We start from the raw sequence: 25,114 nt of genomic DNA on the forward strand, positions 1-25,114 counted from the left end.
GCAAGCCTTCATAAGGAGCTGAACCTGTGAAACATCAAACGTCTTCAAAACTTTTATTGCGGCTCTCCATCAAATACTTGCTGGCCGCAGCAGCAGTGGTGTTGACCTATTTTGCTGTCATCTATATATTATTTTCTTTAGCGGGAACGAGCTACCGCTCAGCAGCTCATGTCCTGCTTTTTGCTGTGTTATTTCTTATCCTTGGGCTATTCCTAGAACCATTTGAACGCCTGATGATACATAGTTTTACATTTTTCAAGACAGACAAACGCTTATTCATTCTCCTTGCAGGCATCGTCCAGCTTCTGTTTTTATGGATGACTGCTCATACAACAGACGAAATGATCAGCGACATCTGGCTGTCTACCACTGAAGAAATGATCATCGCAGCCGTATTTTTGATTTTAGACAAATGCAACTCAGCACTTCCCAGCTAAAAAAAGAACGCATTCCAATTGGATGCGTTCTTTTTATTCATAGCGCAGCGCGTCTACAGGCTGAAGCTTCGATGCCTTGATGGACGGAAGCAAGCCGAAGATAATGCCGACTGCCATTGAAAAGATGAGTGCTCCAACAACAGCTGGAATGGAGACGATAAAAGGCATCGGAAAAATGACCGTCAGCAGCTTGGCGATGCCGAAGCCCACCAGCACACCGAGTATTCCGCCAATGCTTGTCAGCACGACAGCCTCGGTTAAAAATTGAAATAAAATCACACGCCGCTTAGCACCGAGCGCTTTCTTAATTCCGATTTCTCTCGTGCGCTCCGTTACGGAAACGAGCATAATGTTCATGACGCCGATACCGCCCACCAAAAGTGAAATACTGGCGATTCCGCCAAGCAGCAATGCAAATGACTGATTAAAGGACTCCACTTCCTGCGCGATCTCCTGAAGATCCATTACACTGTACTCTGCTTTCTCCAACTCAGCTTCTGACAGTCCCTGATTTAAAAGATCCGCAGCCATTACACCCGCTTCTTGGATATGCTCAGAAGAGTCAGCCTGCACGGCAATCTGGGTTGGCGCGTCAAACCCTTCAATAAGCGGCCACACTTTTTTCGGCACGTACAAAACCGGATTTGCATAGTCGCCTTCAAACATGCTTTCCTGCTGATTTTTTTCTTTAAAAACACCGACGACCTTAAACGGCACACCATTCATTTCAATGCTTTTATGCAGAGCGTCTCCTTCTGGAAACAGTTCATCTCTGACAGCTTCATTGATCATCACCACTTGGTGTGTGGTGTTTAATTCGTTTTCCGTCAGCTTTCTCCCTTCGGTTATTCGGATTGGGAACATATCGAAGTAATCATCGTCCACTCCGTACACTTGGGGATACGAAACGTTTGTTAAATGAAAAACGCTCGCGCCTTCTGACATGTAATATAAGGATAATCCTTTAACAATAGGATCAGATTTGATCGCCTTTACTGTTTCTTCCGCTACAGGCGGCGCGGACGTATACGAAACCTGAGGGCCTCCGCCCTCCTCTTCACCGCCAGACGGCTGGTAGACAACGTTGATCGCGTTGTTTCCCATGCCGATCATACTTTGCTTTAATTGCTCACTTTGGCCCTTCAGCATTGAAACAATCGCGATGATTGCCGCTATGCCGATAATCACGCCGAGCATTGTCAGAATGGATCTTAATTTATGAGAGAAAATAGATTGAAAGGAGATTCGAATATGTTCAAGCATGGTTGATATCCCCTCTCTCATCTAATACCAGCTCTCCGTCTCTGATAAAAACGGTTCTATCAGCTTTTTTGGCGACGTCCGGGTCGTGGGTTATCATAATAATGGTCTTGCCTTCCCGATGCAGTTCAGAAAACAGTGACAAAATTTGTTCACTTGATTTGGTATCAAGCGCCCCGGTCGGTTCATCAGCTAAAATAAACCTCGGCTGATTGACAAGGGCTCTCGCTATCGCCACCCGCTGCTTTTGACCGCCTGACAGCTTAGGAGGTTTGTAGGAGACCCTGTCTTTTAATCCGACCTTTTCCAGCGCTTCATATGCCCGTTGCCTTCTCTCTTTTTTCTTCACTTTATTGTAAATCATCGGCAGCTCGACATTTTGCAGCGCGGTGAGACGCGGCAGCAAATGAAAAGTTTGAAACACAAACCCGATTGATTCGTTGCGAATTTCGGCTAAAGCTCCGTCTTTCCCTTTCAATATATCGATCTGATCAAGCGTATATGTTCCTGAGGTTGGCCTGTCCAAACAGCCGATAATATTCATTAACGTTGACTTTCCAGAACCGGAAGGCCCCATAATAGCCAAAAACTCCCCTGCCTGGACGGTCAGATTGATATGTTTCAAGATTGGAACTTCTTCTTTTCCCAGCTTGTACGATTTCGAAATATTATTCAGTGTCAGCATTGACTGTAACCTGCTTTCCTTCCTTGACCGCGGGATCAGGGTAGATTACATAATCTTCCGGCGTCAGGCCGCTCTTAATTTCCACCATGTCATTTTCATCAGTCTCGCCGATTTCAACAGGCTGCTTAACCGCTTTCTGCTTCTCATCAGCTTTCCACACGTACGGTTCGCCGTCATCCTGAATGACCATGTCGGACGGCAGCTTGATCGTATCCGCATCATCATCATCACTCACCACTTCGATATTGACATGATAGCCAACTTCAAGACCTTTATGGCTGTCTAATAAAATGGTGAAAGGATAGTTAGAGGACTGAGGATTCATTTCTTCATCAGAAAAGCTTTCTGATTCTTCACCCTCGCCTGCTCCCGCTGGAAGCTTGCCAATCGAGGTGACCTTTCCTTTCCACTCGCCCTCACCGCCTGTTTTCAGTGTGACCTTGACTTTGCTGCCTTTTTTGATCGTGTCCATTAACAGCTCGTTGATTTGACTCTTGACTAGATATTTGCCTGTCGAAACAATCTGGATATACGGGCCTGTTGCCTGATCGCCTGTTGCCCCGTCAGCGATATCCTGATTGACACTTTGGACGATTCCGTCATGTTTGCTTGTAATGACATTGGAACCTTTGTTTTTCGTCAGGCCAGCCAGTTCTTTTTGATGCTGTTTCAGTTCGAGCTGGCTTGTTTTCAAATCGAAATTCGCTTGGTCAATTTCATCTTGAAGCTGGGCTTTCTCTTCTTTCCCTGCCGCTTTCAGCTTCTTTTCCGTTTCTGTTATTGATTTTTGCAAACGGTTGATTTGCAAAGTTGTCATTTCGATTTGCAAATTGGCCTGCTCAATTTCATCAGAGTGATCCTCACCCTCATACTCAAAAAGCTTATCACCCTTTTTAACCTGATCGCCTTCTTTGACGTATGTTTTTTTAATACTGCCTTTTTCTGAATCTATGTATACTTTCTGCTGTTTTTCAGGTTCAACCTTTCCAGAAAACGTTTGGCCTGATTCTGAATCTCCTCCCATGTATACCGCTACCGATTCAGCATAGGGCTCCGATGATACGGCAATTTGGTTCATGTGAGTAAAAAAGTAAAAACCGCCGGCGCCGATCCCAGCCAGTACAAGCACACCAACACATATCGCGCCGCCAATAAGCCATTTTTTCTTCTTGGACACAACGATCTCCTCTTTCTGTAAACATTGTAATATTTTCGAAACATTCTAACCAATATTATCTATTAATTCAAAAAGACTTGCAATCTTTTTATTGAAATGACGGAATCAAATAGAAAAATTGTATTTTCGCGGCGAATAAAAAAATCCCGGCTTCGAACCGGGATTTTTTTTACACAGAAACAAGCTCTTTTTCATTTTTAATCAGATCATAGGTCAAGCATACAGGTTTATTTGTACGGGGATCAGTCACGATTTCAGCATCAATCTGAAATACCCGCTGCAAAATATCCGGTGTCATGACCTCAAGTGCAGTACCTTCCTTGATGACCGTGCCTTTTTTGAGCGCGATCATATAATGGGAAAAACGAGCTGCGTGGTTAAGGTCATGAATGACCATTAAAATTGTCCGCCCCTGCTCTTTGTTGAGTCTGTCAAGCAGCTGCAGAATTTCAAGCTGGTGTGCAAGATCAAGATACGTCGTAGGTTCATCCAGCAGCAGCAGCTCCGTCCCTTGCGCAAGCGCCATGGCAATCCACACGCGTTGACGCTGTCCGCCTGACAATGCCTCAATCGGCCGTTCAGCAAATTCAGCCATGCCTGTTTCTTCAAGCGCCCATTTGATAATCCGGCGGTCTTCGTCATTTAATCTGCCGAATCCTGATTGATGCGGAAACCTGCCGTACGACACCAATTCGTGCACCGTTAGGCCGCTCGGCGCTTCAGGTGTCTGTGGCAGAATCGCCATATCTTTCGCAATGTCTTTTGTAGACATTTTATGAATCGCTTTGCCGTTTAAATAGACGGCTCCTGCATGCGAACGCATAATTCTGGACATTGTTTTTAAAATCGTTGATTTCCCGCAGCCGTTCGGGCCAATTAAGGTGGTAATTTTCCCTTTAGGAATCGATATATTTAAATCCTTTACAATCACCCTGTCGCCATAACCGATTCCAAGCTGTTCCGTTGATAATGAATTCATATTCGGCCCCTCCTCTAATTCGCTTTCATCAATAAATAAATAAAGTAAGGCGCACCTAGCACGGAAATGACAAGTCCGACTGGAATTTCTGATGGTGCCAATACATTTCTCGCCATTGTATCAGCGAGCAAAAACAGGAATGCGCCGATGAGGGCGGAGACCGGTATCAGCGTCTGGTGACGCGGACCGGTCAGCCTTCTAGCCACATGAGGCGCGATCAATCCGAGAAACGCGATGCCTCCCGCAGCTGCCACACATGAAGCGGCAAGAGTGACGGCTGCCAGAAGAAGAATCCGTCTCTCCCTTTCAACAGGAGTGCCCAGTCCGGTCGCTAGTTGGTCTCCTAGCTGCAATATGTTCAAATAGCGTGCCTTATATAAAGTAAATGGTAGCAAGATCACAATCCAAGGAAGGATCGCCCAGATCATATTCCAGTTCGCCCCCCATATTGAGCCGGATATCCAAACCGCGGCTTGCATAAAATCATGAGGGTCCATCTTGAGCTGAAAAATCAGCAACAGGGCGTTGAATCCGGCATTTACCCCGATGCCGACTAAAATCAGCCGAATCGGTGTGACGCCCTTTTTCCATGCCAGAAGATAAATGAGAAACGCAGCGAGGATTGCTCCTGCCAAAGCACTGAACGGCAGCATAAATGTTCCGAAAAAGCTGAGATCTGAAGCTGATCCTTGAAAAAAGTATATAAAAAGCACAACGGCAAGTGAGCCGCCGGCGTTAATTCCGAGAATACCAGGCTCAGCAAGATCATTTTGAGACACGCTTTGCAAAATGGCGCCAGCAACGGCGATCCCTGCTCCAACAAGCAAAGAAAGGATGATCCGGGGCAGCCTGAACTCAAATAAGACAAGTTCATCACGCGCTGTCCCTTGGCCGAAAAAGACCTGAAGCGTTTTAAGCGGTGCAATTTTGATAACACCCAAATTGAGACTGATAAAAAAGACCAACACGATGAGCATAAGGGTCACAGCCATTACGGCGAGCGATTTTCTTGTTGTTGTTTTCATTACAGCCCTCTCCTTTCACGACGTGCCAAATAAAAGAAAAAGGGAACGCCGATGAGAGAAGTCAGTGCGCCGACAGGCGTTTCAAAGGGTGCGTTTATGAGTCTCGCCGCTATGTCAGCAAAAACAAGCAAAACAGCACCGAGCACCGCCGAGCAGGGAATGATCCACCGATAATCTACACCGACCAAAAACCGGGTAATATGCGGAATGATCAGCCCGATAAATGCGATAGTGCCGGCTATGGAAACCGCAGCTCCGGTCAAAATCACTACGATAAGCATGCCAACCAGTTTCACCGCTGATGTATATTGTCCTAGCCCTTTTGCCAGATCGTCACCAAGACTTAACACTGTCACAGACCGGGCGATGAAAAACGCCAGCGTTAAACCGACAGCCCCTGCAATAAGCAAAAGCTGGACCCCTGACCATTTCACACCCGCTACCCCGCCTGCGTACCAAAAGCTGATATCCTGAGCCACATCAAATCGGATCGCAATGGCGGTTGAAATTCCGGTAAAGAAATAAGTAACTGCCGTACCCGCCAGAGCAAGCTTTACAGGCGTAAGCCCGCCCCTTGAAAACATGCCGATGCCCATTACCGTCGATGCACCCAGTCCCGCTCCCGCAAAGGACCATAGCACAAGCCCCATTGCAGAAAGTCCGGGAAAAAAGGCAAACGCAATCGAAACCGCAAACGCAGAGCCTGATGTCACACCCATAATCGAAGGTTCTGCCAAAGGGTTTCTCGTCATCCCCTGCATGATCGCTCCCGACACTGCCAACAATGCGCCTACAAGTGCGGCAGCAGCCGTTCTCGGCAGCCGAAGATCATGTATAATTTGGTGAGATGTCTTTGTCGGCTGATAATGAAAAATGGCGTTCCATACAGTGTGCAAATGAATATCCGCTGCACCGAGGGATATGGATAAAAGGGCGCCAAGGCAAAGCAGGCATAGACCTGCAATAAGGACGATAACCGCGCCATATGTCCTTGACGTCCATTGGATTTCTTCTGATGCAGTCTGTATATTTTTATGTTGACTCAACTGCCGTACTTCCTTTCTGATACTGATAATGATTATCAATTGCTGTTTCAGTATATCACTTTTTTCAACAGATTTAATAGCGTGTTTTGAACAAAAATGAAAATGCATTTGCAAAAATATCGTGTCAACCGGCACTTGCAGTGGTATAATCACAGTTGATAATGATTCTCTTTTTCATCTATTTTTTTAGAAAGAAGGTATGAGATATGACCCATATATACAAGAAACTCGGAGCCGCGTTTTTTGCCCTGTTATTGATTGCAGCGCTGGCAGCCTGCGGGAATAACTCAGAAAGCAAAGGCTCTGCCTCTGATTCAAAAGACGCAGAAACCTTTACATACAAGGCTGAAAACGGAAATGTAAAAATCCCCAAGCATCCTAAACGGGTGGTTGTCATGGCTGACGGCTACTACGGCTACTTCAAAACACTTGGCATCAACGTTGTCGGTGCACCTGAGAACGTATTTAAAAACCCTTACTACAAAGGAAAAACAGCCGGCGTCGAAAACATCGGAGACGGCACTTCGGTTGAAAAGGTCATTGATTTAAACCCTGACCTGATTATCGTCTGGACAACACAGGGTGCTGATATTAAAAAGCTTGAAAAAATCGCGCCGACTGTCGCAGTAAAATACGATAAGCTCGACAACATCGAACAGCTGAAAGAATTTGCAAAAATGACAGGAACTGAAGATAAAGCTGAAAAATGGCTGTCCGAGTGGGATAAAAAAGTTGCGGCGGCTAAAACAAAAATCAAAAAAGCGGTCGGTGACAAAACCATTTCCATTATGCAAACGAACGGAAAAGACATTTACGTATTCGGTAAAGACTTTGGAAGAGGCGGAAGCATTATTTACAAAGACCTCGGCCTGAAGGCGACAAAGCTGACAAAAGATAAAGCCATTGACCAGGGACCTGGTTATACAAGTATTTCATTAGAAAAGCTCCCTGACTTCGCCGGAGATTATATTTTCGCGGGCCCATGGCAATCAGGCGGTGATGATGGCGGCGTATTTGACAGCTCCATTTGGAAGAACCTGAACGCCGTTAAAAATGGCCATGTCTATAAGATTGATCCGATTGGCTTCTATTTCACCGATCCGATTTCATTAGAAGGCCAACTGAAGTTTATTACGGAAAGCTTGACTAAATAAACGAAAGAGCCGGACAGGCGGCTCTTTTTTCATGCAATAAAGGGAGCGGCTCATGTTAAACCACATCGGATATTTTTTTACTCAATTCATATTAAGCTGTATCATCATCGCGATCAGTTTTTTTAACGGGCTTTATATCGGAAAACCTTTTTCAGATGTGTTTTTTGTTTTTATCTTAGTCCTTATTCTGTTTGGTTTGCTGGAGAGGCTGAAAAACCGTTTTTTGCAAATACGATTATCCGTAAAGGTTTTTCTTTCTATTTCAGCTTTCCTGTCAGCTGTTTTAACAATCGGATTGCTAACAGGAGAAATTGTATTTCAATAAAAAAAGACACCTGACAAAACAAATCAGGTGTCTTTTCATTATGCTTGTTTTTCTTTTTGAAACTTTTTATTCACAAATGGATAAACAATCAAGCCGACAAAGAATAAACCGATGCCGAGAATAAATGTCGTTAAATCTGCTGTGCCTGTTACAATAACAAACACGGAATATGCACACGCCAGTATCGCGATCAATCCGTCTCTTACACGGGAGCCTTTCAGCTGGTCATACGTTTCACCTTTGATGACTAGCTTCAAGCTGTAAATTGCAGATACCAGATACGGTATTAAATATGCGAGTGTCGCCGCTGTCGTTAAAAATGTAAATGCGTCACTTATTGTCCGGGAAATAACGGAGAAAATGAAGACCTGTGACATGACGTTTGTAATAATGAGTGCAATGACCGGACTTCCCTTTTTATTCGTTTTTGCAAAAACTGCCGGGAAATCTCCTGCTTTAGCGGCTTGGTATGGCACCTCAGAGCCAAGCAAAATCCAGCCGAGCATCGTTCCGAATAAACAAAGGATAGCCAAAAGCGCCATAATCACGCTCCCCGCGTTTCCAACAATCGCATAGAGTACATCAACAAATGGTTTTTCAGAGCCGACAAGCTTATCATGCGGCAGAACACCCATCGTAATTAAAGTCACTATAATATAAATGCTCAAAGCAATCAGCAAGCCGGTAATCGTCGCACGTTTCACATCACGCTGAGAACGCGCACGACCGGACAGGATCACCGCGGATTCAATTCCGACAAACGCCCACAGTGTAGAAATCGCGGCGTTATGAACCTGGCCTCCAATTCCAATGCTTGTGCCGTTTTCTCCTTGAACCGGGAAATAAAAATGACCGAATAATGTCGTTTGAAACACAAATAAACCGGCAACGATAAAGAAGACAAAACCTAATACTTTAGAAAGCGTTGTGACAAAGTTCAATTTACTTGCACCGTTAATGCTGGCAACAAGAATCGTGTGCGTTCCCCATAACAAGATCGTACATACGGCAAACGTCAGCAATTGGCCGAGCGTCACCTCTTGCCCGCCGATCGAAAACATCTCACGTTTGTCAACCAAGATCGGGAAGAATGAAGTCAAGTAACCGGCGAGACTTGTGATGATCGCCACGTTGCTGATCCAGCTCGCCACCCAGTAGCCCCACACCATTGTGAAACCGGCAGCGTTGCCTTTCTTCGGATCGGAAAACAGTGCTCTGGCATAACTTTGCGGACCCGCTGTCAGTTCAGGCTTGCGAATGGACAAGTGCCCGAACACAAGCGCAATCATCAACACGCCGGCACCTGTCAAAAGCCAGGCGGACGTAGCGCCAAACGGACTTGCGATTGAAGCAAGCGAGCTCGGCAAGGAGAAAATTCCTGATCCAACCATATTTCCAACGACAAACGCCGTTAATAACCAAAAACCCCATTTTTTTGTCTGTTCCATTCCAGTACCTCCATGATTCTTTGTACGGACCAGACCCCGAGATCATATAAACGCAAAAAAAGCCTGAACAAAAGTCCATGCTTAAAGAAACACACACCCTTGATCTCCGGATAGCCCTCCGCGAAAAAGCACGCGGCAGTCCTGCACTTATTCAGATACAGTCCCAGCATAGAGAAGGATCGGCTTTCTCCACACTTCGGCGCTGATGCCTTTTACACATGTTTAACAGCTCCTGTCAGCCTGGCATGTGTGACTCATCATCCGCGCAACCTCTACCTCACTGAGAAAGAGTGAGGATTTAATTATTCAGTTACTCCCAGAAGGTTATCAAAGAAAGGATGATCTGTCAAAGGGAACAGATGGAAAATACGGATAGAGCCAAGCCCTATCCGCATGTGATTATCGATTATTTTTCTTTTTTTGCACAGCTTCTTGAAGCGGATCATCTTTTAGAGCTGAACCTGCATCTTCAAGAGCTCCTTGGATTACGCTTTTTTCTTTTTCGGAACGTTTTCCTTTATCTTTATTAAAGAAACCCATTCGTATCACCTCTTTTTAAAAATAGGTACATGTTTAAGATGCCTTTTTCCTGAAAAATTATGCGGGAAATTTTTTATCGTCCAAAGTCCTGTTGATCAAACATACATTCTCTTGATATATTTGTAATTCAGAGATTTTTTGCAAAAGATAAAGGAGAAGCGGCAAATGACAGGAAAAACACACATCATGGGAGGCATCGCTTCTTGTACGGCAGCAGCTTATTATTATGGATTTGATCCAGTGCTTATGGCTGCGTCAGGCGCGGTTGGGGCATTGATTCCCGATATCTGCCACACGCAAAGCAAAATCGGGAGAAAATTTCCTATTTTATCGAAAGTGGTCAGCTCCGTTTTTGGCCACCGTACCTTTACACACAGCCTGCTGTTTATGCTCATCATGTTTTTTATCACTTCTACATATATTCCAGATAAAAACATCTCAGCCGGCTTAATGATCGGAATGGCGAGCCACTTGATTCTTGACGCTTGGACAGTGAACGGAATCAAATTACTATTCCCTTCAACGATCCGCGTGCGGCTTCCATTATATATGAAGACAGGCAGTTTTTCTGAGCAGCTCGTGCTAGCCGGCCTGACCCTTGCTTCATGTTACTACTTTTATATGCTGTTTCATGGACGCATGTTGTAAATGCGAGTGCTGAAACTTGTCTGAACCGGCGGTTTTTAGTAGGTTTTACTTAAGAAGCATTTTATGCAGATGATCAAGAAAACGTGAGGAGTCATATTGATGAAAGGAACCTTTTTTCACAATCAGCGGTTTTTATGTTTTTCGATCTTGTTTATGTGGATCAAAACGTATGTGATATATAAACTCGGCTTTGATTTGCAGATCGACACTCTGTTGGAAGAGCTGATTTTGCTGATCAATCCGCTCAGCTTTATCCTTCCTTTATTCGGGATCGGCCTGCTTCTGAAAGGAAACAAGCAGCGGGTCTTTTTGCTGATTGCCAATCTGGTTCTGACTGTCATCTTGATCTCCAATACGATTTTTTACGGATTTTATATCGATTTTATTACCATTCCGGTTTTATTTCAGGCCAGCAACATGAGCGATATGGGCAGCAGTGTAAAAGAACTGTTCCATCCTCTGTTTATTGCCCTGTTTGCGGATTTGGTTTGTCTGCTGCTGCTCGCCAGAAAAACGAAACAGCCGCAGACAAAAGCCGCTCCCCGCACGATCAAACGGTACTATGCAGCTTCCTGCGGCATGATTTTATGCACGCTGGCACTTGCAGAAGTACAGCAGCCGAAGCTTTTGGCACATTCCTTTGACCGGGAAATGCTCGTCAAAAGCATCGGTCTGTTTCAGTTCCATATATACGATACGATTTCTCAGACTGTTAATATAAGCGCGAAGGCATTTGCCGATGAAGACAGCATATCTGCCATTAAAAATTACACAGAGGCTGATTATAGCAAGCCTGATCAAAGCAAATTCGGACTGGCAAAGGGACGCAATGTCATCTTTGTAACACTTGAGTCGACCCAAAGCTTTGTGCTGAATGAAAAAGTCAATGGAAAAGAAATTACCCCTTTTATGAATGATCTCGTTAAAAAAAGCTATTCCTTTGATCATTTCTATCAGCAAACAGAACAAGGGAAAACATCTGATTCAGAATTCATCGTTGCTAACTCAATGTATCCTTCCCTTAGCGGCGCCGTCTTTTTCACGAAAAGCGACCATCAATTTCATACGATGTACAAGTCGCTGAAACAGCATGATTATTATTCAGCCGCCTTTCATGCCAACCATAAAACATTTTGGAACAGAGATGTCATGTACGATACATTTGGGATTGACCGCTTTTTTGATGTTGATGACTTCCATGTCACTCCCGGAACATCGACAAGCTGGGGCTTAAAGGATAAGGAATTTTTAGAGCAGTCCGCCGAAAAGCTGAAAAGTCTGCCGCAGCCATTCTTCAGCAGTTTCATCACGTTAACGAATCATTTTCCGTTTGAGATTGATAAAAAGGATCAGCTGATTGATGAATACAATTCGAGCAGCGCCCTGCTAAACCGTTATGTGACAACGGTGCGCTATGAGGATGAGGCATTAAAGCATTTTATCAAAAAGCTGAAGGACGAAGGCTTATACGAAAATTCGATGATTGTATTTATGGGGGATCATTACGGCATTTCAGAAGCCCATAACGAGGCGTTGGCAGAGTTTTTAGGAAAAGGCGAAATCACGCCGTATGACAATGTTCAGCTCCAGCGGGTGCCGTTTATCATACATATCCCGGGAATTACCGATCAACAGCCGGAAACCATCTCTGATGTTGGCGGACAAGTCGACGTCAGACCGACACTGATGCATTTACTCGGCGTTGACACAAAAGGCGATATTCAATTCGGCAATGATTTGCTGTCGGGCGATCGCACACCATTCGCCGTTCTGCGAAACGGAAGCTTTATTACGAACGATTTTATATACACGAAAAACACGTGCTACAGCCAAAAAACAGGTGAAATACTGGAAGATCAGGATGCGTGCCTCCCTTACAAGGAGAAAGCAAACGAAGAGCTGTCTCTCTCTGATAAAATTTTAAATGGTGACCTGCTCAGGTTTTCCGAATGAAAAAATCCCTCTATATAAAGAGGGATTTTTTACGTTTCCAACATCACCTTGCCAGTCAGCTTTGTTTCATAGCCGTTTAAATGAGACAAGTTCGCCTTGTAGTCCTCAGAATTCAAAATCTCCTTCACGGCCTTGAGCAGCTGCTCATTTTTTTTCAAAACGACGATATCATATTGTTCATCGATGAGCGGGATAAAATCAACACGTCCCATATGTGCCGCGTGCTGCGCCCCGATTCCCGCGTCAGCCTGTCCGCTTGAAACTTGTGAAGCGGCAGCGTAATGATCGGTCACGATATCGCCGTATCCCTTTACATCAGCCGGCTTCACACCAAGCAAGCCAAGCTGTTCATCAAGGAGCACCCTTGCGCCAGAACCCTTTTCCCTGTTGATGATCCGGATATCAGCTCTTTTCAAGTCTTTCCAGCCTTGAATGTTTTTCGGATTCCCTTTTTGCACATACAGACCTGCTTTGCGGAGAACGACGTTGATGAGACAAAACGGTTCACCTGACAAAATCCGTTTTACATAAGGGGCGTTATACTGGCCCGTTTCTGCATCGTACAAATGGAGGCTGACAATGTCACACTTGCCTTGATACATATCAATCAGGCTGTTTAAGCTTCCTTTGTATTTACGGAGCGGCGTCTCCTGAATGGCATTCTCCAAATGCTTGCTGAGAAGATCCATCGAAATGTCCTGTCCGCTGATCATGACATTCGGTCTGCCGTCCGGCTCAGCCTCCTGCATCTGTTTCTGCGCTTCTGTTGCAGCGATGGGCTGAGACATTCTCATATTCGTCTTATATTGCTTTAAATCTTCTTCATCCACACGCATCTGCCTTCCGACACGGTAGGCAGGCAGCACGCCTTTTTTAATCAAATCATAAACGGTCAGCTTTGATACCTTTAGCAGACCTGCAACTTCTTCTATCGTATAGGAAGAGGTTTCATTCATCATCATCACTCTCCTATTTTATTATACCTTTTCGCCGAATGTAAAAAAACCCACATAAACCAAACATAATCAGTTATAATTAGATATAACTAATCATAAGGGGTGCAATCATGTTTAAAAAGTATTCTATTTTAATCGCAGCCTTAACCGCTTTTCTGCTTGCAGCAGGCTGTTCTTCAAACCAGTCTTCAACAGACAGCGGGAAAAAAGTAACATTAACGATCTCAGCTGCCGCAAGCGCACAGGATGCACTTGAGGAAATCCAAAAAAATTATGAAAAAGAACATCAAAACATTACCATCCAAGATAACTATGGCTCATCCGGCGCCTTGCAAAAACAGATTTCTCAAGGAGCAGGAGCAGATCTGTTCTTCTCAGCTGCTGAGGATAAATTTAAAAAGCTGGTGGATGATGGGGATATCGAAAAAAAAGACAGCACTGATTTAGTCGGCAATGAAATTGTGCTGGTCGTACCGAAAAACGGAGATTCACCTGTGACAAGCTTCAGCAATCTGGCTGAATCAGAAAAGATCGCACTTGGCACTCCGGAATCCGTACCGGCAGGAGCTTATGGGAAAGAATCACTGACAAAACTGTCTTTATGGGACAAAGTGAAGGATAAAATTGTGTACGGAAAAGACGTTCGCCAAGTTCTTTCTTATGTGGAAACCGGCAATGTAGACGCAGGTATTGTTTATAAAACAGATGCCCTGGTCTCGAAAAAGGTCACCATTATTGACGAGGCAAAAGCAGATACACACAGCCCGATTGTCTATCCGTTAGGAATCGTAAAAGATACAAAACACCGTAAGGAAGCGAAGGAATTTTACGAATACCTGCAATCTGATGAAGCAATGAAAGTATTTGAGAAATATGGTTTTACTGCTGAGTAGCATAAACGCTTCAGAATTCTTAACACCTGTTATGCTTTCCTTTCAGGTGGCGGCAGTTGCCGGAATTGTTGTCATTATTCTCGGAACACTGGCTGGAGCTTGGATGTCACGGGCATCATTTTTTGGAAAAACGGCGCTCGAAACATGTTTTATGCTTCCGCTCGTTCTTCCGCCTACTGTTGTCGGTTTTATTTTGATCGTCATTTTCGGAAAGCATAGCTTCATCGGACAAGCCATCGAGTGGATCTTCCGGCAGCCTGTCATTTTCACCTGGTGGGCCGCTGTGATCGCCTCGGCTGTTGTAGCCTTTCCGCTCATGTATCAATCAGCCAAAACCGGATTTGCTGACATTGACCCCGATATACAGGGTGCGGCAATGGTAGACGGCGCAAGCAGATGGAAGGTCTTTATCCATATCTCCGTCCCGCTTGCCTATCCTTCTTTGCTGACCGGGAGCATCCTGAGCCTAGCGCGGGCGCTCGGAGAATTTGGCGCAACACTCATGTTTGCCGGGAACATCCCCGGTGTTACACAAACACTGCCGACGGCCATATATGTTGCATTGGATTCCGGAAACAATACCCTTGCCTGGGCGTGGGTCGTCTGTATTGTTGTCATTTCCTTTTTGATGCTGTTTTTCATTCAACAGAAAAAAACGCACTAAAAAACTCCCCGTAAAGGGGAGTTTTTTGATTAGAACAGAAGCTCATCAGGATTTGGGCCGACACGCTCATCTTTGTTTAATGCATCAATTTTATCCATGTCTTCTTGAGACAATTCGAAATCAAAAATATCAGCGTTTTCGATGATACGGTGTTCTTTAATGGATTTTGGAATGGTTACAACTTCATGCTGCAGATCCCAGCGCAAAATCACTTGAGCTACAGATTTATTATGCTTTTCTGCAATCTGTGTCAGTACTTCGTTATCCAAAAGCTGTCCCTGCATGAGCGGAGACCATGCTTCCAGCTGAATGCCGTGTTTTTTACAATAGTCTCTTAATTCTTTTTGCGTCAAACGAGGGTGAAATTCAACTTGGTTCACCATCGGTTTGATTTCAGCATCTTTTAACAGCTCTTCTAAATGATGAACTTGGAAGTTGCTGACGCCGATCGCGCGGATTTTGCCGTCTTTGTACAGCTTTTCAAGCGCGCGCCATGTATCTTTAAATTTATCTTTTCCAGGCCAATGGATCAAATATAAATCTAAGTAATCAAGCTGCAGTCTTTCCAGGCTTTTTTCAAAGGCAGCAAGCGTTGTTTCATAGCCTTGATCTTCATTCCACACTTTTGATGTGATGAAGAGCTCTTCTCTTGCCACACCGGATTCTTTAATCCCGATGCCAACACCTTCTTCATTTTTGTAGATCGCTGCTGTATCAATGCTGCGGTAGCCGTTTTTAATTGCCGCTTTCACTGATTCAGTCGCTTCACTGCCATTTTCCACTTTAAAAACACCCAGACCGAACCAAGGCATTTCAACTCCGTTATGTAACTTTACCGTATCTTTTAAACTTGTTGGCACTTGAACATCCACCCTTTCACTGAAATGTAAGCGTCTATATTATCTCACATTCCTCTCAGCCGATACCAATAATACGCTTAAGGCCCTGTTTTTGCTTCTTTTTTCACAGCCAAGGTAAAGCAGGGTACTATTTTTTTCCTATTTTAACAATATTGAGATTACAAATACATGGAGCCGGGTATGCGTTTAGTGTAACCAAATGAAAACAAAGGAGGAAACAACTTGAAACGTATTCGTATCCCAATGACACTTGCTCTTGGTGCCGCTTTGACAATTGCCCCTTTGTCCTTTGCTTCCGCTGAAGAAAATCCTGCTCCGAAGATCTCGCAGACAACAACCGCCGGAACAACTGCCGCTGATGTAGGTTTAAACGTCAACCTGGATGTACTTGGAATTGCCAACCAGATCGCTGATGCCATCAAATCCGCACAGAATCGGGATGGATTTGTGAAGAATCTCATGGAGTCTTCCTTCTACGCGTCCGGCCAAAAATATAACGTCATGGTATTTAACTTAAGCCAGGAATATGAAGATCATTTGAACGGTGTGCAATTTTATGGCTCAGCCGTTTATGACGGCATTACGTATGGCATTTGGGTATTTGAAGACGGAACGTTTACAAACAAAGGGGATGGCGGCTGGATTAACTGGGCCTTCAGAGGCTGGTTCGACCGGGATGGCAGCACTGTCGAATTTCATCGCCCTTAATATAGAAAAAAGCTGGCGCTCTCACGCACCAGCTTTTTTGCTGCATTTATTCGCCGCCTTCAAGCATGGCGGCTTCGACATCATTAATGTATTGGCGAAGCTCATGGGAGATGTCCCGGGAAATTTCTCTTTCCTCGAACAGCGTTTGAATTTCATTTCTGATCGCCTGCACAGCCTTCAGCTTCACTTCCAGTTTTTGATTTTCAAAATGTGCGCTTGATTTTAACTCATGATGGCTGTTCTCCAGCCTGAAAATTAACTGTTTATAGAATGTAATGACAGATAAAAACACTTCCTTATGTTCTTCCGTCTTATGTTTTTCCAAATATTCTATTGCTGCTTTTGCCGTTTTTACTCTTGTTGCCCGTATCAATCCCGCTTCATTTAATATCGACATCTCCGGCTTTTTATGTTCACCGAAGAAAATCCAATACATCAGCCTCTTGAGCCTTGTTTTTGATAAGCCGACCTTAAACGGGTTGGCATACAAAATTTCCAACTCGTTAAATCGTTCTTGCAGCACATTTGCTGTTTCTTCCGGGATGTCTCCCCGCTCCAGCATTTTCATCAGTGCCTCTTGCTCAGCTTTAACCCCTTGCGCACGGACCTTTCGCTCATGCTTTTTGATACGATTAGATGACGTATACTGCTGAAAACGAAGGTTTTTCATTTTCTCATTGTATTCAGCTATCACCGCAAGAGAGGCCGTTTTGTTTGTATCGTTCATGTCCTCTTTTATCGTTTGAAGAGCTGTTTTGATCAATTTGCGTCTCGCTGTCAGCAGCTTCTTATTTCGTTCCTCGTCCTCTTCTTCTTTTTCAGTCAGAACCGGCAGCACTACAGTGGCAATGACAAGCGTGCATAAAATGACGCCGGCTGCTAAAAAGAGAATCAGATTTCTTTCCGGAAACGGCGTGCCGTCCTCCAGGAAATACGGAATGGAGAAAGAACCCGCAAGCGTTACTGCTCCGCGCACACCGGAAATCGAAATTAACAGTGTCGAACGAAGACCCGGTTTATAGATGTTTTGATCTTTATTAAAGAACCATTTGCCGTTCCAAAAGAACAGCACCCACAGAAATCTGAGGAGCATTAACGTAAATGTGATGACTAGGATATAGCCAATCACCTTCATGTTGCTGATGGCGGTATCGTTAAAGATAACAGAAATCACATCAGGGATTTGCGTGCCGAGAATAACAAAGACCAGGCCGTTCAAAATAAATAAAATAATGTTCCACGTACTTGAGGAGACGATTTGCAGCTTGATCATCGTTGATTCCAGACGATCCTGTTCAACCGCATGAGTGATCCCTCCCGCCACAACAGCTAAAATGCCGGAAACGCCGATTTCTTCAGCGGCCAAATAAATCACAAACGGTGTCAAAATTTGAATCAGCATATGCATCGTGACATCCTGCATGCCAAGGCGGCGGAGAAATAGGCGAAAACGAATAATCAAAAATGAAATGACTACCCCGCACAGCAAGCCCCCAAGAGAAATGAAGACAAAGCTGACAGCCGCTTGCGCTAGTGAAAATGCACCAGTCACTGCCGCTGCAATCGCAAACTTAAAGGCTACAAGACCCGATGCGTCATTCATCAGACCCTCACCTTCAAGCAGGCGAAGAATCCCTTTTGGCATTTTCACTCTTCCTGATAATGCGCTGACAGCGACGACATCAGTCGGTGAAAGAATGGCCGCAAGTCCAAAGGCCGCTGCCAGCGGAATATCAGGAATCATCCAGTGAATCGTATAGCCGCCTACAATCACAGTTGCGAACACAAGGCCGAGGGCAAGCAATAAAATGGGCGCTCTTAAATTCCAAAGCTCCGCCCGCGGCGTCCTCTTTCCATCATTAAATAGCAGAGGCGCGATAAACAGAACAAAAAACAATTCGGTGCTTAATTCAAAATGAAGTCCCTGTGGAAATGAGGCGGCAAGAATCCCAAGGGCCACTTGAATCAGCGGCACCGGAATAAACGGAATAAATCGGTTCACGATATTAGAAATCGCAATAATCGTTAATAAAACAAGCACAACTAAAAATATGTCCAAATGCATGACCTCCTTCGTTGTTGTCTTTCGTGCATGGTGAGTCTTGTCTAAAAGTCGCTGAGCCAGGCTGGCCTTGCATCCGATACGTGGTTTCGCAGGAGTTTCCTCCACACTTGTCTTCTTTTATAGTACCCTTTTTAGGGTATTTTTTCTCATGATATGCTCACAGTGAACTTTTTTGCATCAGAGCAAATTGCAAAAAAAGAGACAGGAAGCTATTCCCCGTCTCTCGTCTTTCATTCTCAATCATGAAAATTCGTACCGTCAGTTGTTGCTTTAATAATGCCGGCGCGGATAACAAAGTCACCGAAATGCTCGCCTTCCTCACGTTCTTTCGCATAGCGGGAAAGAAGGACGCGAAGCTCGCTTAAAATGTCTGCTTCACCGATGTTTTCACGGTACATTTTGCTTAAACGACTTCCGTCAAAGGCAGCGCCAAGATACATATTATATTTGCCCGGCGCCTTTCCGATAAATCCAATCTCACCGAGTGCGTGGCGTGCACAGCCGTTCGGGCATCCTGTCATGCGAATGGTGATTTCCTGATCACGAAGGCCGTTTTCGTCAATAATATCTTCAACCTTATCTAAGAGGGTTGGCAAATAACGTTCTGCTTCCGCCATTGCCAATCCGCAGGTTGGAAGAGCGACGCAAGCCATCGAGCTGCGGCGAAGTGCTGAATGATGCTTGCCGTCAGTTAGGCCGTATTGCTCGATTAACGCACTGATTTCATCTTTTTTCTCGCTTGAAACGTTTGCGATAATCAGGTTTTGATTGGCTGTCAGACGGAACTCGCCTGTATGAACTTTGGCGATTTCCCGTAAGCCTGTCATCAGCTTATAATCATCGTAATCCGTTATACGGCCGCCTTCGACAAACAGCGTGAAATGCCATTTATCCTCGATGCCTTCCACCCAGCCGTAGCGGTCGCCGTTATGATCGAAATGATATGGCTTCGCTGCTTCCAGGCTCCAGCCGAGACGGTTTTCCAATTCTTCTTTTACGGTATCTAAACCGAGGCGGTCAACTGTGTATTTGAACCGCGCATTTTTGCGGACAGAACGGTTTCCGTAATCACGCTGAATCGTAATCGTTTTTTCAGCAACGTCATACATTTGATCGGGCCGGCAGAATCCGATGACCTTGGCTAATTGCGGGTATGTGGCTGTGTCGCCATGCGTCATTCCCATGCCGCCGCCAATCGCCACATTAAATCCAATCAGCTTGCCATCTTCGACAATCGCAATGAATCCGAGATCTTGTGAAAAGACGTCAATATCATTAGACGGCGGAACGGCAATACCGATTTTAAACTTCCGCGGCAGATAGAGCGGTCCGTACATTGGCTCGACTTCTTCCTCCGGCGTGCCGGCCACTCTTTCCTCATCGAGCCAAATTTCATGATAGGCTCTCGTCCGCGGCAGCAGATCATCACTTAATTTCTTCGACCACTCGTATACCTCTGAATGGATTTCAGACTGATAAGGGTTTGATGCACACATGACGTTACGGTTTACGTCTCCGCAGGCTGCGATCGTATCCAAAAGCGCTGAGTGGATCGTCTGGATGGTTTTCTTCATGTTCCATTTCAAAATCCCGTGCATTTGGAACGTTTCACGTGTCGTCAGCTTTAATGTGCCGTTCCCGTATTTCTGAGAAAGGTCATCCATGACAAGCCATTGCTCAGGCGTTGAAACGCCCCCTGGCATACGCACGCGCAGCATGAACTGATAGGCCGGTTCAAGCTTTTGCTTTTGGCGTTCATTGCGGAGATCGCGGTCATCCTGCAAATAACTGCCGTGGTGCTTCATCAGGCGGTTGTCATCATCAGGAATTCCTGCACTGATCCGATCGAGCATCACTTCTTTCAGTGTGCCGCGCAAATAGTCGCTTTCTCTTTTAATGCGTTCAACATCACTTGGAGAGCCGTCCGGTGCTTTTAAGATTTTGGTCACCATGTTGAAAAACTCCTTTCAAGTCAAATCAGTATACATCACGCTGATAGCGTTTTTGCTGCTGCATATCGGCAAGATAAGCTTCCGCTTCTTCGCGGCTCATTTTGCCTTCTTTTTCGATAATCTCAAGTAATGTGTTATGGACGTCATGCGCCATGTGCTTTTCATCTCCGCAAATGTAAACAGCCGCTCCTTCTTGAAGCCATTCGAACAACTCTGCGCTCTGTTCAAGCATGCGGTGCTGCACATATACTTTTTCTTCCGTATCACGCGAGAACGCCACATCCATTTTTGTCAGCACACCGTCTTTGAGCCAATTCTGCCACTCTGTCTGGTAAAGGAAATCCGTGACAAAGTGCTGATCGCCAAAGAACATCCATGCTTTTCCTTCCGCTCCCGTCTCCTCACGCTCCTGCATAAAGGAACGGAAAGGTGCGACGCCTGTCCCGGGGCCGACCATGATAATTGGTGTTTCAGGATCTTTCGGAAGCTTAAAGTTTTGGTTGTGCTGTACATAAACAGGCAGTGTGTCCCCCGGCTGCAGACGTTCCGCACATAAAATTGAGCAGACGCCTTTTCGTTCACGGCCGTGCGCATCGTAGCGGACTGCGCCGATTGTTAAATGCACTTCATCCGGATTTGCGGATAAACTGCTTGCAATCGAATAAAGGCGGGCAGGCATTTTTCTCAAAATCGAGACGAATTGCTGCGCAGATACACTGAATGGGCCATAATCACGGACGAGATCAAGCAAATCGCGTCCTTCAATATAAGCTTTTACATTCTCCTCATTTCCCGGGGCTAAAAGGTCTCTAAGCTCCTCACTTCCCGTCAATTGGGCTGCTTGTTCAAGAAGCGGTTTTGTGAGAACGGTAATCTCATAGTGAGAAATCAGCGCTTCTTTCAGCGGACGGACATCACCTTGCTTATTAAGCGTCACAATTTCTTCCGGGTCCCAATTCATTTCCTTAAGGAGCAGTTCGACAAGCTCTGGATCGTTTTCCGGATAGACGCCGAGGCTGTCACCAGGCTCGTAAGTCAGGCCAGATCCTTCAAGAGACAGCTCCACATGACGTGTTTCTTTATTTGATCCTCTGCCGTTTAAATTCAAATTTTCTAACACTTCAGCCCGAAACGGGTTTGTTCTGGAATACGAAGACTCACCGGTTTGAGCCGCAGCCGCCGGCGCAGGTACGGCGCTTCCGCCCCCAGCTTCATTTAATCCCTTCAATACACCCTCAAGCCATTCGGCTGCCGGTTCATCATAGTCAAGATCGCAATCAACGCGCGGAGAAATCCGTTCTCCTCCGAGTTCTTCTAAGCGCTGATCAAATTCTTTCCCTGTCTGGCAGAAAAATTCGTACGAACTATCACCAAGCGCCAAAACGGAAAAACGCAGATTTTCAAGCTTAGGCGCCCGTCTTCCGTGCAGAAATTCGTGAAACGACAGCGCGTTATCAGGCGGATCGCCTTCACCGTGCGTACTAACCACGATTAAAAGATTGGTTACCTTCTTCAGCTGATTCGGCTTAAAATCGCTCATGGATGAGACGGTCACTTGAAAACCGCTCTGTTCAAGCTGCTTGCCGGCATTTTCTGCAAGCCCCTGTGCGTTTCCTGTTTGTGAACCATAAAGAACGGTCACTTCTTTTGAAACGGCCGGTGCTGGTGCCTCCACAGACACAGCTGCCGCCGGCGCACCCGCAGTTTCTTGGGAGGAAACAGATTGCGCGGATAAATATCCGCTCAGCCAGATTTTCTGGGATTCGGTCAAGGTCGGCAGAAGGCGGTTAAGGAGCTCTGCCTGCTCCTGATTAAACGGACTGTTCATTACCTGAAGTTGCAACGTATCCACCTCACAAAGTTATAAACTGATCGAAAATTGCATCTAATTGAACTTTACCGGAATACTAGGCTTAAGTAAAATATATTTACATGATGATAACTATTAAGAATCCTAATGATAAAACGGCTATGCTTCATGTAAATAGAAAAAAGAGAAGGACTCCCTTCTCTTCATTCAGCATTCTGATATAAGTGAGGCGGCACAGCGGTTACAAACGGACTGGCTTCACCTGTATAAAATACCGTCAGCATATGCATTGCACGGGTGCACGCAGTATATAAAAGCCTGCGGTCGTGCTCTGTATGATAGTGTTCTTCAGATGCATCATAGACAAGTACTGCATCAAATTCAATTCCCTTCGCTAAATACACGGGAATCACGCAAACACCCTTTTGGAATGGTTGATTTTCTTTATGAATCAGGCGAACATCTGCATATTCACTCATGTGGGCGTGCGCCTGTATGCATTGCTGAGCAGTCTTGCAAATGACGGCTATTGTTTCGTGCCCTTTTTTCTTGAGCAGTCCAATTTCTTGCGCGAGCTTTTGGCAAAGGCTCTCATGCCCTTCAGTTTTGACCACGATCGGCATTTCCCCGTTTCTGTTAAACGGCTCAATATCCGCCCCATCTTGAAGCATCGCTTTTGTAAACTCGACAATCTGCCTTGTCGATCTGTACGTTCTCTTTAAACGAACATACTCAGCAGGCTCATCTTCAAAGCACGCATCCATACGCTGATCCCCGTGTATGGCATGAGCGTAGATAGACTGATTGATATCACCAAGCACTGTCATGCTGGCAGCCGGAAAAATGCTTCTCATGTAAGCCATCTGCAGCGGTGAATAGTCCTGGGCTTCGTCAATAAATAGGTGTTTGATCTTCGTATTTTTCTTTCTGCCCTCAATCAGATCCTGCATATAAAGAAACGGTGCCGCGTCCTCATAGAGCAATTTATTTTCCGTAAATGCCGAACGGGTCAGCTCTCCTATCGCTGCCGTCTTCTCATGCTGGGATTTCCCTCCCCATCCGGAAAACAATTGCAGATACAGCTGGTTCACATCAAGAAATGCCAGGAGTCTGACCGCTTGTTTGAGCGGTTTGAAAGCTTTTTTCACAATGATGGCGGCAAGCAGCTGCTGCTCTCTTTGATAATCGTTAAACGTACTCTCGCTGAACCGTTTCCTTTCCTGCAGTTTCTTGTACACGTCCAAGTAGTCCTCTTTGTCGAGCAGCTCAGCTTCATGAACGACCCAATCCTTTCGACGCTCCTTTTTCTCAAGCTTGTTAAGCTCACTCAGCAGCCACTTCGCGGTTTGTTCCATCCGGTTCGGGATCGAGTGATTTTGATCCAATGAGTAAAAATAGGATTGAATCTGTTCCTTTGTAATCAGCTTTTGGCTGCGGAAAACAATATTTTTAAAAATCATCCCTTCAGAGGACAGCCTTGTGACGTATTCATCAATGAATTGCTGAAAAGATAAACCCGCCTTCCATGTGATACCCGCAAGCCTTGTTGGAAAATCGCCTTCCTTTGTTTCAGTCAGGCAATATTCAAGCTGGTCAAAGGGGCTTTCACATTGAAACCTGCGGCCAAGCCGATGCTCGATATATTCCTGAAACGTCGCCTGCTCCATATTCTCTTCTCCTAACTCAGGCAAAACAGAGGAGACATAGCTGTTAAATAAGAAGTTAGGAGAAAACAAAACGATTTGTCCGGCATCAATGACGCCGCGGTGCCTGTATAACAAATAAGCGACACGCTGAAGCGCTGCCGAGGTTTTTCCGCTCCCAGCCGCTCCCTGCACGATCAGGAATTTGCTTTTTTCATTACGGATAATCTGATTTTGTTCTTTCTGAATCGTAGACACGATGTTTTTCATTTGGGTATCGGAATGATGGCTTAATACCTCTTGCAGCATTTCATCGCCAATCGTCATATCGGTATTAAACATCGCCTTGAGATCGCCGTTTTTGATCATAAACTGTCGTTTCAGCACCATTTCCCCTTCTATCGTTTCACCGGACACCTCGTACTCCGCTTTTCCTGGGGAATAATTGTAGTACATACTTGATATCGGCGCCCTCCAGTCATAAATCAGAAAGTGTTCCTCCTTCTCATCCAAACAGGAAGCTAAACCGATATAAATTCGCTCTGCCTGCTCCTCGCCGTTTTCAATAAAATCAATCCGTCCGAAATAAGGCGATTTTTTTAATTGTTGAATTCGTTTGAGCTGCTGAGCCATGCGCCGATGATTCCGTTCCCGATCAGACAGCAGCTCTGCCTGCTGCTTAATGCTTGCCATCGTTTCAACCGCTTCATGGGCATCATCAAAATTAACCTTCACATCCTCCCAAAAGCTTTTTCTTAATCCGATGATATCATGCTTCAACCCGCCCGCAGACGTTTCCAGAAACCGCTCTTTTTTTCCGAGTTCCTGCAGCACCTCATCTATTCTTGACTGCTCTTCCTTCCATTCCTTATCCTTCTGATTCATG

The 25,114-nt window shown here is 45.2% G+C and carries 22 protein-coding genes and 1 riboswitch; of the genes, 8 read left to right on the forward strand and 14 right to left on the reverse strand.

The window, feature by feature from the left end; translation table 11 throughout:
- The first annotated feature begins 26 nt into the window (after positions 1-26).
- Positions 27-437 (forward strand): acid stress-sensitive anti sigma factor RsiO, encoded by a 411-nt coding sequence (locus JQX68_RS17040; RefSeq protein WP_014665358.1) that lies wholly within the window; start codon positions 27-29, stop codon positions 435-437.
- 33 nt (positions 438-470) lie between these two features.
- Here JQX68_RS17040 and JQX68_RS17045 read toward each other — a convergent pair whose 3' ends face one another.
- From JQX68_RS17045 to JQX68_RS17070, 6 genes are all read right to left on the reverse strand, one after another.
- A complete protein-coding gene (locus JQX68_RS17045; RefSeq protein ID WP_205440352.1) occupies positions 471-1,700 on the reverse strand; it encodes an ABC transporter permease in 1,230 nt (409 codons plus the stop codon).
- A complete protein-coding gene (locus JQX68_RS17050) occupies positions 1,693-2,382 on the reverse strand; it encodes an ABC transporter ATP-binding protein (RefSeq protein ID WP_147772523.1) in 690 nt (229 codons plus the stop codon). Before JQX68_RS17050 ends, JQX68_RS17045 begins: the two co-directional genes overlap by 8 nt.
- The gene (locus JQX68_RS17055; RefSeq protein WP_147772524.1) at positions 2,366-3,559 is read right to left on the reverse strand and encodes an efflux RND transporter periplasmic adaptor subunit; all 1,194 of its coding nucleotides are present in this window, start codon (positions 3,557-3,559) and stop codon (positions 2,366-2,368) included. Before JQX68_RS17055 ends, JQX68_RS17050 begins: the two co-directional genes overlap by 17 nt.
- A gap of 169 nt (positions 3,560-3,728) precedes the next feature.
- Positions 3,729-4,538 (reverse strand): ABC transporter ATP-binding protein, encoded by an 810-nt coding sequence (locus JQX68_RS17060; protein WP_069150302.1) that lies wholly within the window; start codon positions 4,536-4,538, stop codon positions 3,729-3,731.
- A 14-nt stretch (positions 4,539-4,552) separates the two neighbouring features.
- Positions 4,553-5,563 carry a FecCD family ABC transporter permease gene (locus tag JQX68_RS17065; RefSeq protein ID WP_069150303.1) on the reverse strand — a complete coding sequence of 337 codons (1,011 nt, stop codon included), beginning with the start codon at positions 5,561-5,563 and terminating at the stop codon, positions 4,553-4,555.
- Positions 5,563-6,609: a FecCD family ABC transporter permease gene (locus JQX68_RS17070; protein ID WP_069150795.1), complete on the reverse strand. Its 1,047-nt coding sequence runs from the start codon at positions 6,607-6,609 to the stop codon at positions 5,563-5,565. Before JQX68_RS17070 ends, JQX68_RS17065 begins: the two co-directional genes overlap by 1 nt.
- A gap of 206 nt (positions 6,610-6,815) precedes the next feature.
- Here JQX68_RS17070 and JQX68_RS17075 point away from each other — a divergent pair, with 206 nt between their 5' ends.
- Complete coding sequence (locus JQX68_RS17075) at positions 6,816-7,763, forward strand: iron-hydroxamate ABC transporter substrate-binding protein (protein ID WP_147772525.1); 948 nt, start codon at positions 6,816-6,818, stop codon at positions 7,761-7,763.
- Between the two features lie 52 nt (positions 7,764-7,815).
- Positions 7,816-8,088: a hypothetical protein gene (locus JQX68_RS17080; RefSeq protein WP_147772526.1), complete on the forward strand. Its 273-nt coding sequence runs from the start codon at positions 7,816-7,818 to the stop codon at positions 8,086-8,088.
- Between the two features lie 38 nt (positions 8,089-8,126).
- On the opposite strand, the gene JQX68_RS17085 is transcribed toward JQX68_RS17080, so the two are convergent.
- On the reverse strand, positions 8,127-9,536 hold the full coding sequence (locus JQX68_RS17085; protein ID WP_014665367.1) for an amino acid permease: 1,410 nt from the start codon (positions 9,534-9,536) through the stop codon (positions 8,127-8,129).
- Between the two features lie 103 nt (positions 9,537-9,639).
- A riboswitch (Lysine riboswitch) is annotated at positions 9,640-9,819 on the reverse strand.
- A gap of 116 nt (positions 9,820-9,935) precedes the next feature.
- Positions 9,936-10,076, reverse strand: coding sequence for a small acid-soluble spore protein SspJ (gene sspJ / locus JQX68_RS17090; protein ID WP_014665368.1), 141 nt, complete (start codon positions 10,074-10,076; stop codon positions 9,936-9,938).
- Positions 10,077-10,241: 165 nt separating this feature from the next.
- Between sspJ and JQX68_RS17095 the strand changes: the two genes are divergently transcribed.
- Positions 10,242-10,724, forward strand: a complete 483-nt coding sequence (locus JQX68_RS17095; RefSeq protein WP_014665369.1) for a metal-dependent hydrolase — start codon at positions 10,242-10,244, stop codon at positions 10,722-10,724.
- 99 nt (positions 10,725-10,823) lie between these two features.
- Positions 10,824-12,677, forward strand: coding sequence for an LTA synthase family protein (locus JQX68_RS17100; protein WP_147772527.1), 1,854 nt, complete (start codon positions 10,824-10,826; stop codon positions 12,675-12,677).
- A gap of 29 nt (positions 12,678-12,706) precedes the next feature.
- On the opposite strand, the gene JQX68_RS17105 is transcribed toward JQX68_RS17100, so the two are convergent.
- On the reverse strand, positions 12,707-13,633 hold the full coding sequence (locus JQX68_RS17105) for a substrate-binding domain-containing protein (RefSeq protein WP_041521534.1): 927 nt from the start codon (positions 13,631-13,633) through the stop codon (positions 12,707-12,709).
- Positions 13,634-13,743: 110 nt separating this feature from the next.
- On the opposite strand from JQX68_RS17105, the gene modA reads away from it, so the two are divergent.
- Both modA and modB read left to right on the forward strand, forming a co-directional pair.
- Positions 13,744-14,526 (forward strand): molybdate ABC transporter substrate-binding protein, encoded by a 783-nt coding sequence (gene modA / locus JQX68_RS17110; protein ID WP_147772528.1) that lies wholly within the window; start codon positions 13,744-13,746, stop codon positions 14,524-14,526.
- A complete protein-coding gene (modB, locus tag JQX68_RS17115; RefSeq protein ID WP_134975116.1) occupies positions 14,498-15,190 on the forward strand; it encodes a molybdate ABC transporter permease subunit in 693 nt (230 codons plus the stop codon). The genes modA and modB overlap by 29 nt, the downstream gene beginning before the upstream one ends.
- Before the next feature lie 29 nt (positions 15,191-15,219).
- Here modB and pgoN read toward each other — a convergent pair whose 3' ends face one another.
- On the reverse strand, positions 15,220-16,050 hold the full coding sequence (gene pgoN / locus JQX68_RS17120; RefSeq protein ID WP_040081825.1) for a glyoxal/methylglyoxal reductase: 831 nt from the start codon (positions 16,048-16,050) through the stop codon (positions 15,220-15,222).
- 222 nt (positions 16,051-16,272) lie between these two features.
- Between pgoN and yvgO the strand changes: the two genes are divergently transcribed.
- Positions 16,273-16,758 (forward strand): stress response protein YvgO, encoded by a 486-nt coding sequence (yvgO, locus tag JQX68_RS17125; protein WP_014665375.1) that lies wholly within the window; start codon positions 16,273-16,275, stop codon positions 16,756-16,758.
- A gap of 46 nt (positions 16,759-16,804) precedes the next feature.
- On the opposite strand, the gene JQX68_RS17130 is transcribed toward yvgO, so the two are convergent.
- The 4 genes from JQX68_RS17130 to helD all read right to left on the reverse strand — a co-directional run bounded on the left by JQX68_RS17130 (position 16,805) and on the right by helD (position 25,113).
- A complete protein-coding gene (locus JQX68_RS17130) occupies positions 16,805-18,817 on the reverse strand; it encodes a Na+/H+ antiporter (RefSeq protein WP_069150312.1) in 2,013 nt (670 codons plus the stop codon).
- 242 nt (positions 18,818-19,059) lie between these two features.
- Complete coding sequence (gene cysI, locus JQX68_RS17135; protein WP_147772529.1) at positions 19,060-20,775, reverse strand: assimilatory sulfite reductase (NADPH) hemoprotein subunit; 1,716 nt, start codon at positions 20,773-20,775, stop codon at positions 19,060-19,062.
- A 25-nt stretch (positions 20,776-20,800) separates the two neighbouring features.
- Positions 20,801-22,618, reverse strand: a complete 1,818-nt coding sequence (locus JQX68_RS17140; RefSeq protein ID WP_147772530.1) for an assimilatory sulfite reductase (NADPH) flavoprotein subunit — start codon at positions 22,616-22,618, stop codon at positions 20,801-20,803.
- 170 nt (positions 22,619-22,788) lie between these two features.
- Positions 22,789-25,113 carry a DNA helicase IV gene (gene helD / locus JQX68_RS17145; RefSeq protein WP_147772531.1) on the reverse strand — a complete coding sequence of 775 codons (2,325 nt, stop codon included), beginning with the start codon at positions 25,111-25,113 and terminating at the stop codon, positions 22,789-22,791.
- Position 25,114 lies beyond the last annotated feature (1 nt).

The organism is Bacillus sp. LJBS06 (assembly GCF_016924995.1).
GTDB classification, from domain to species: Bacteria; Bacillota; Bacilli; order Bacillales; family Bacillaceae; genus Bacillus; species Bacillus stercoris.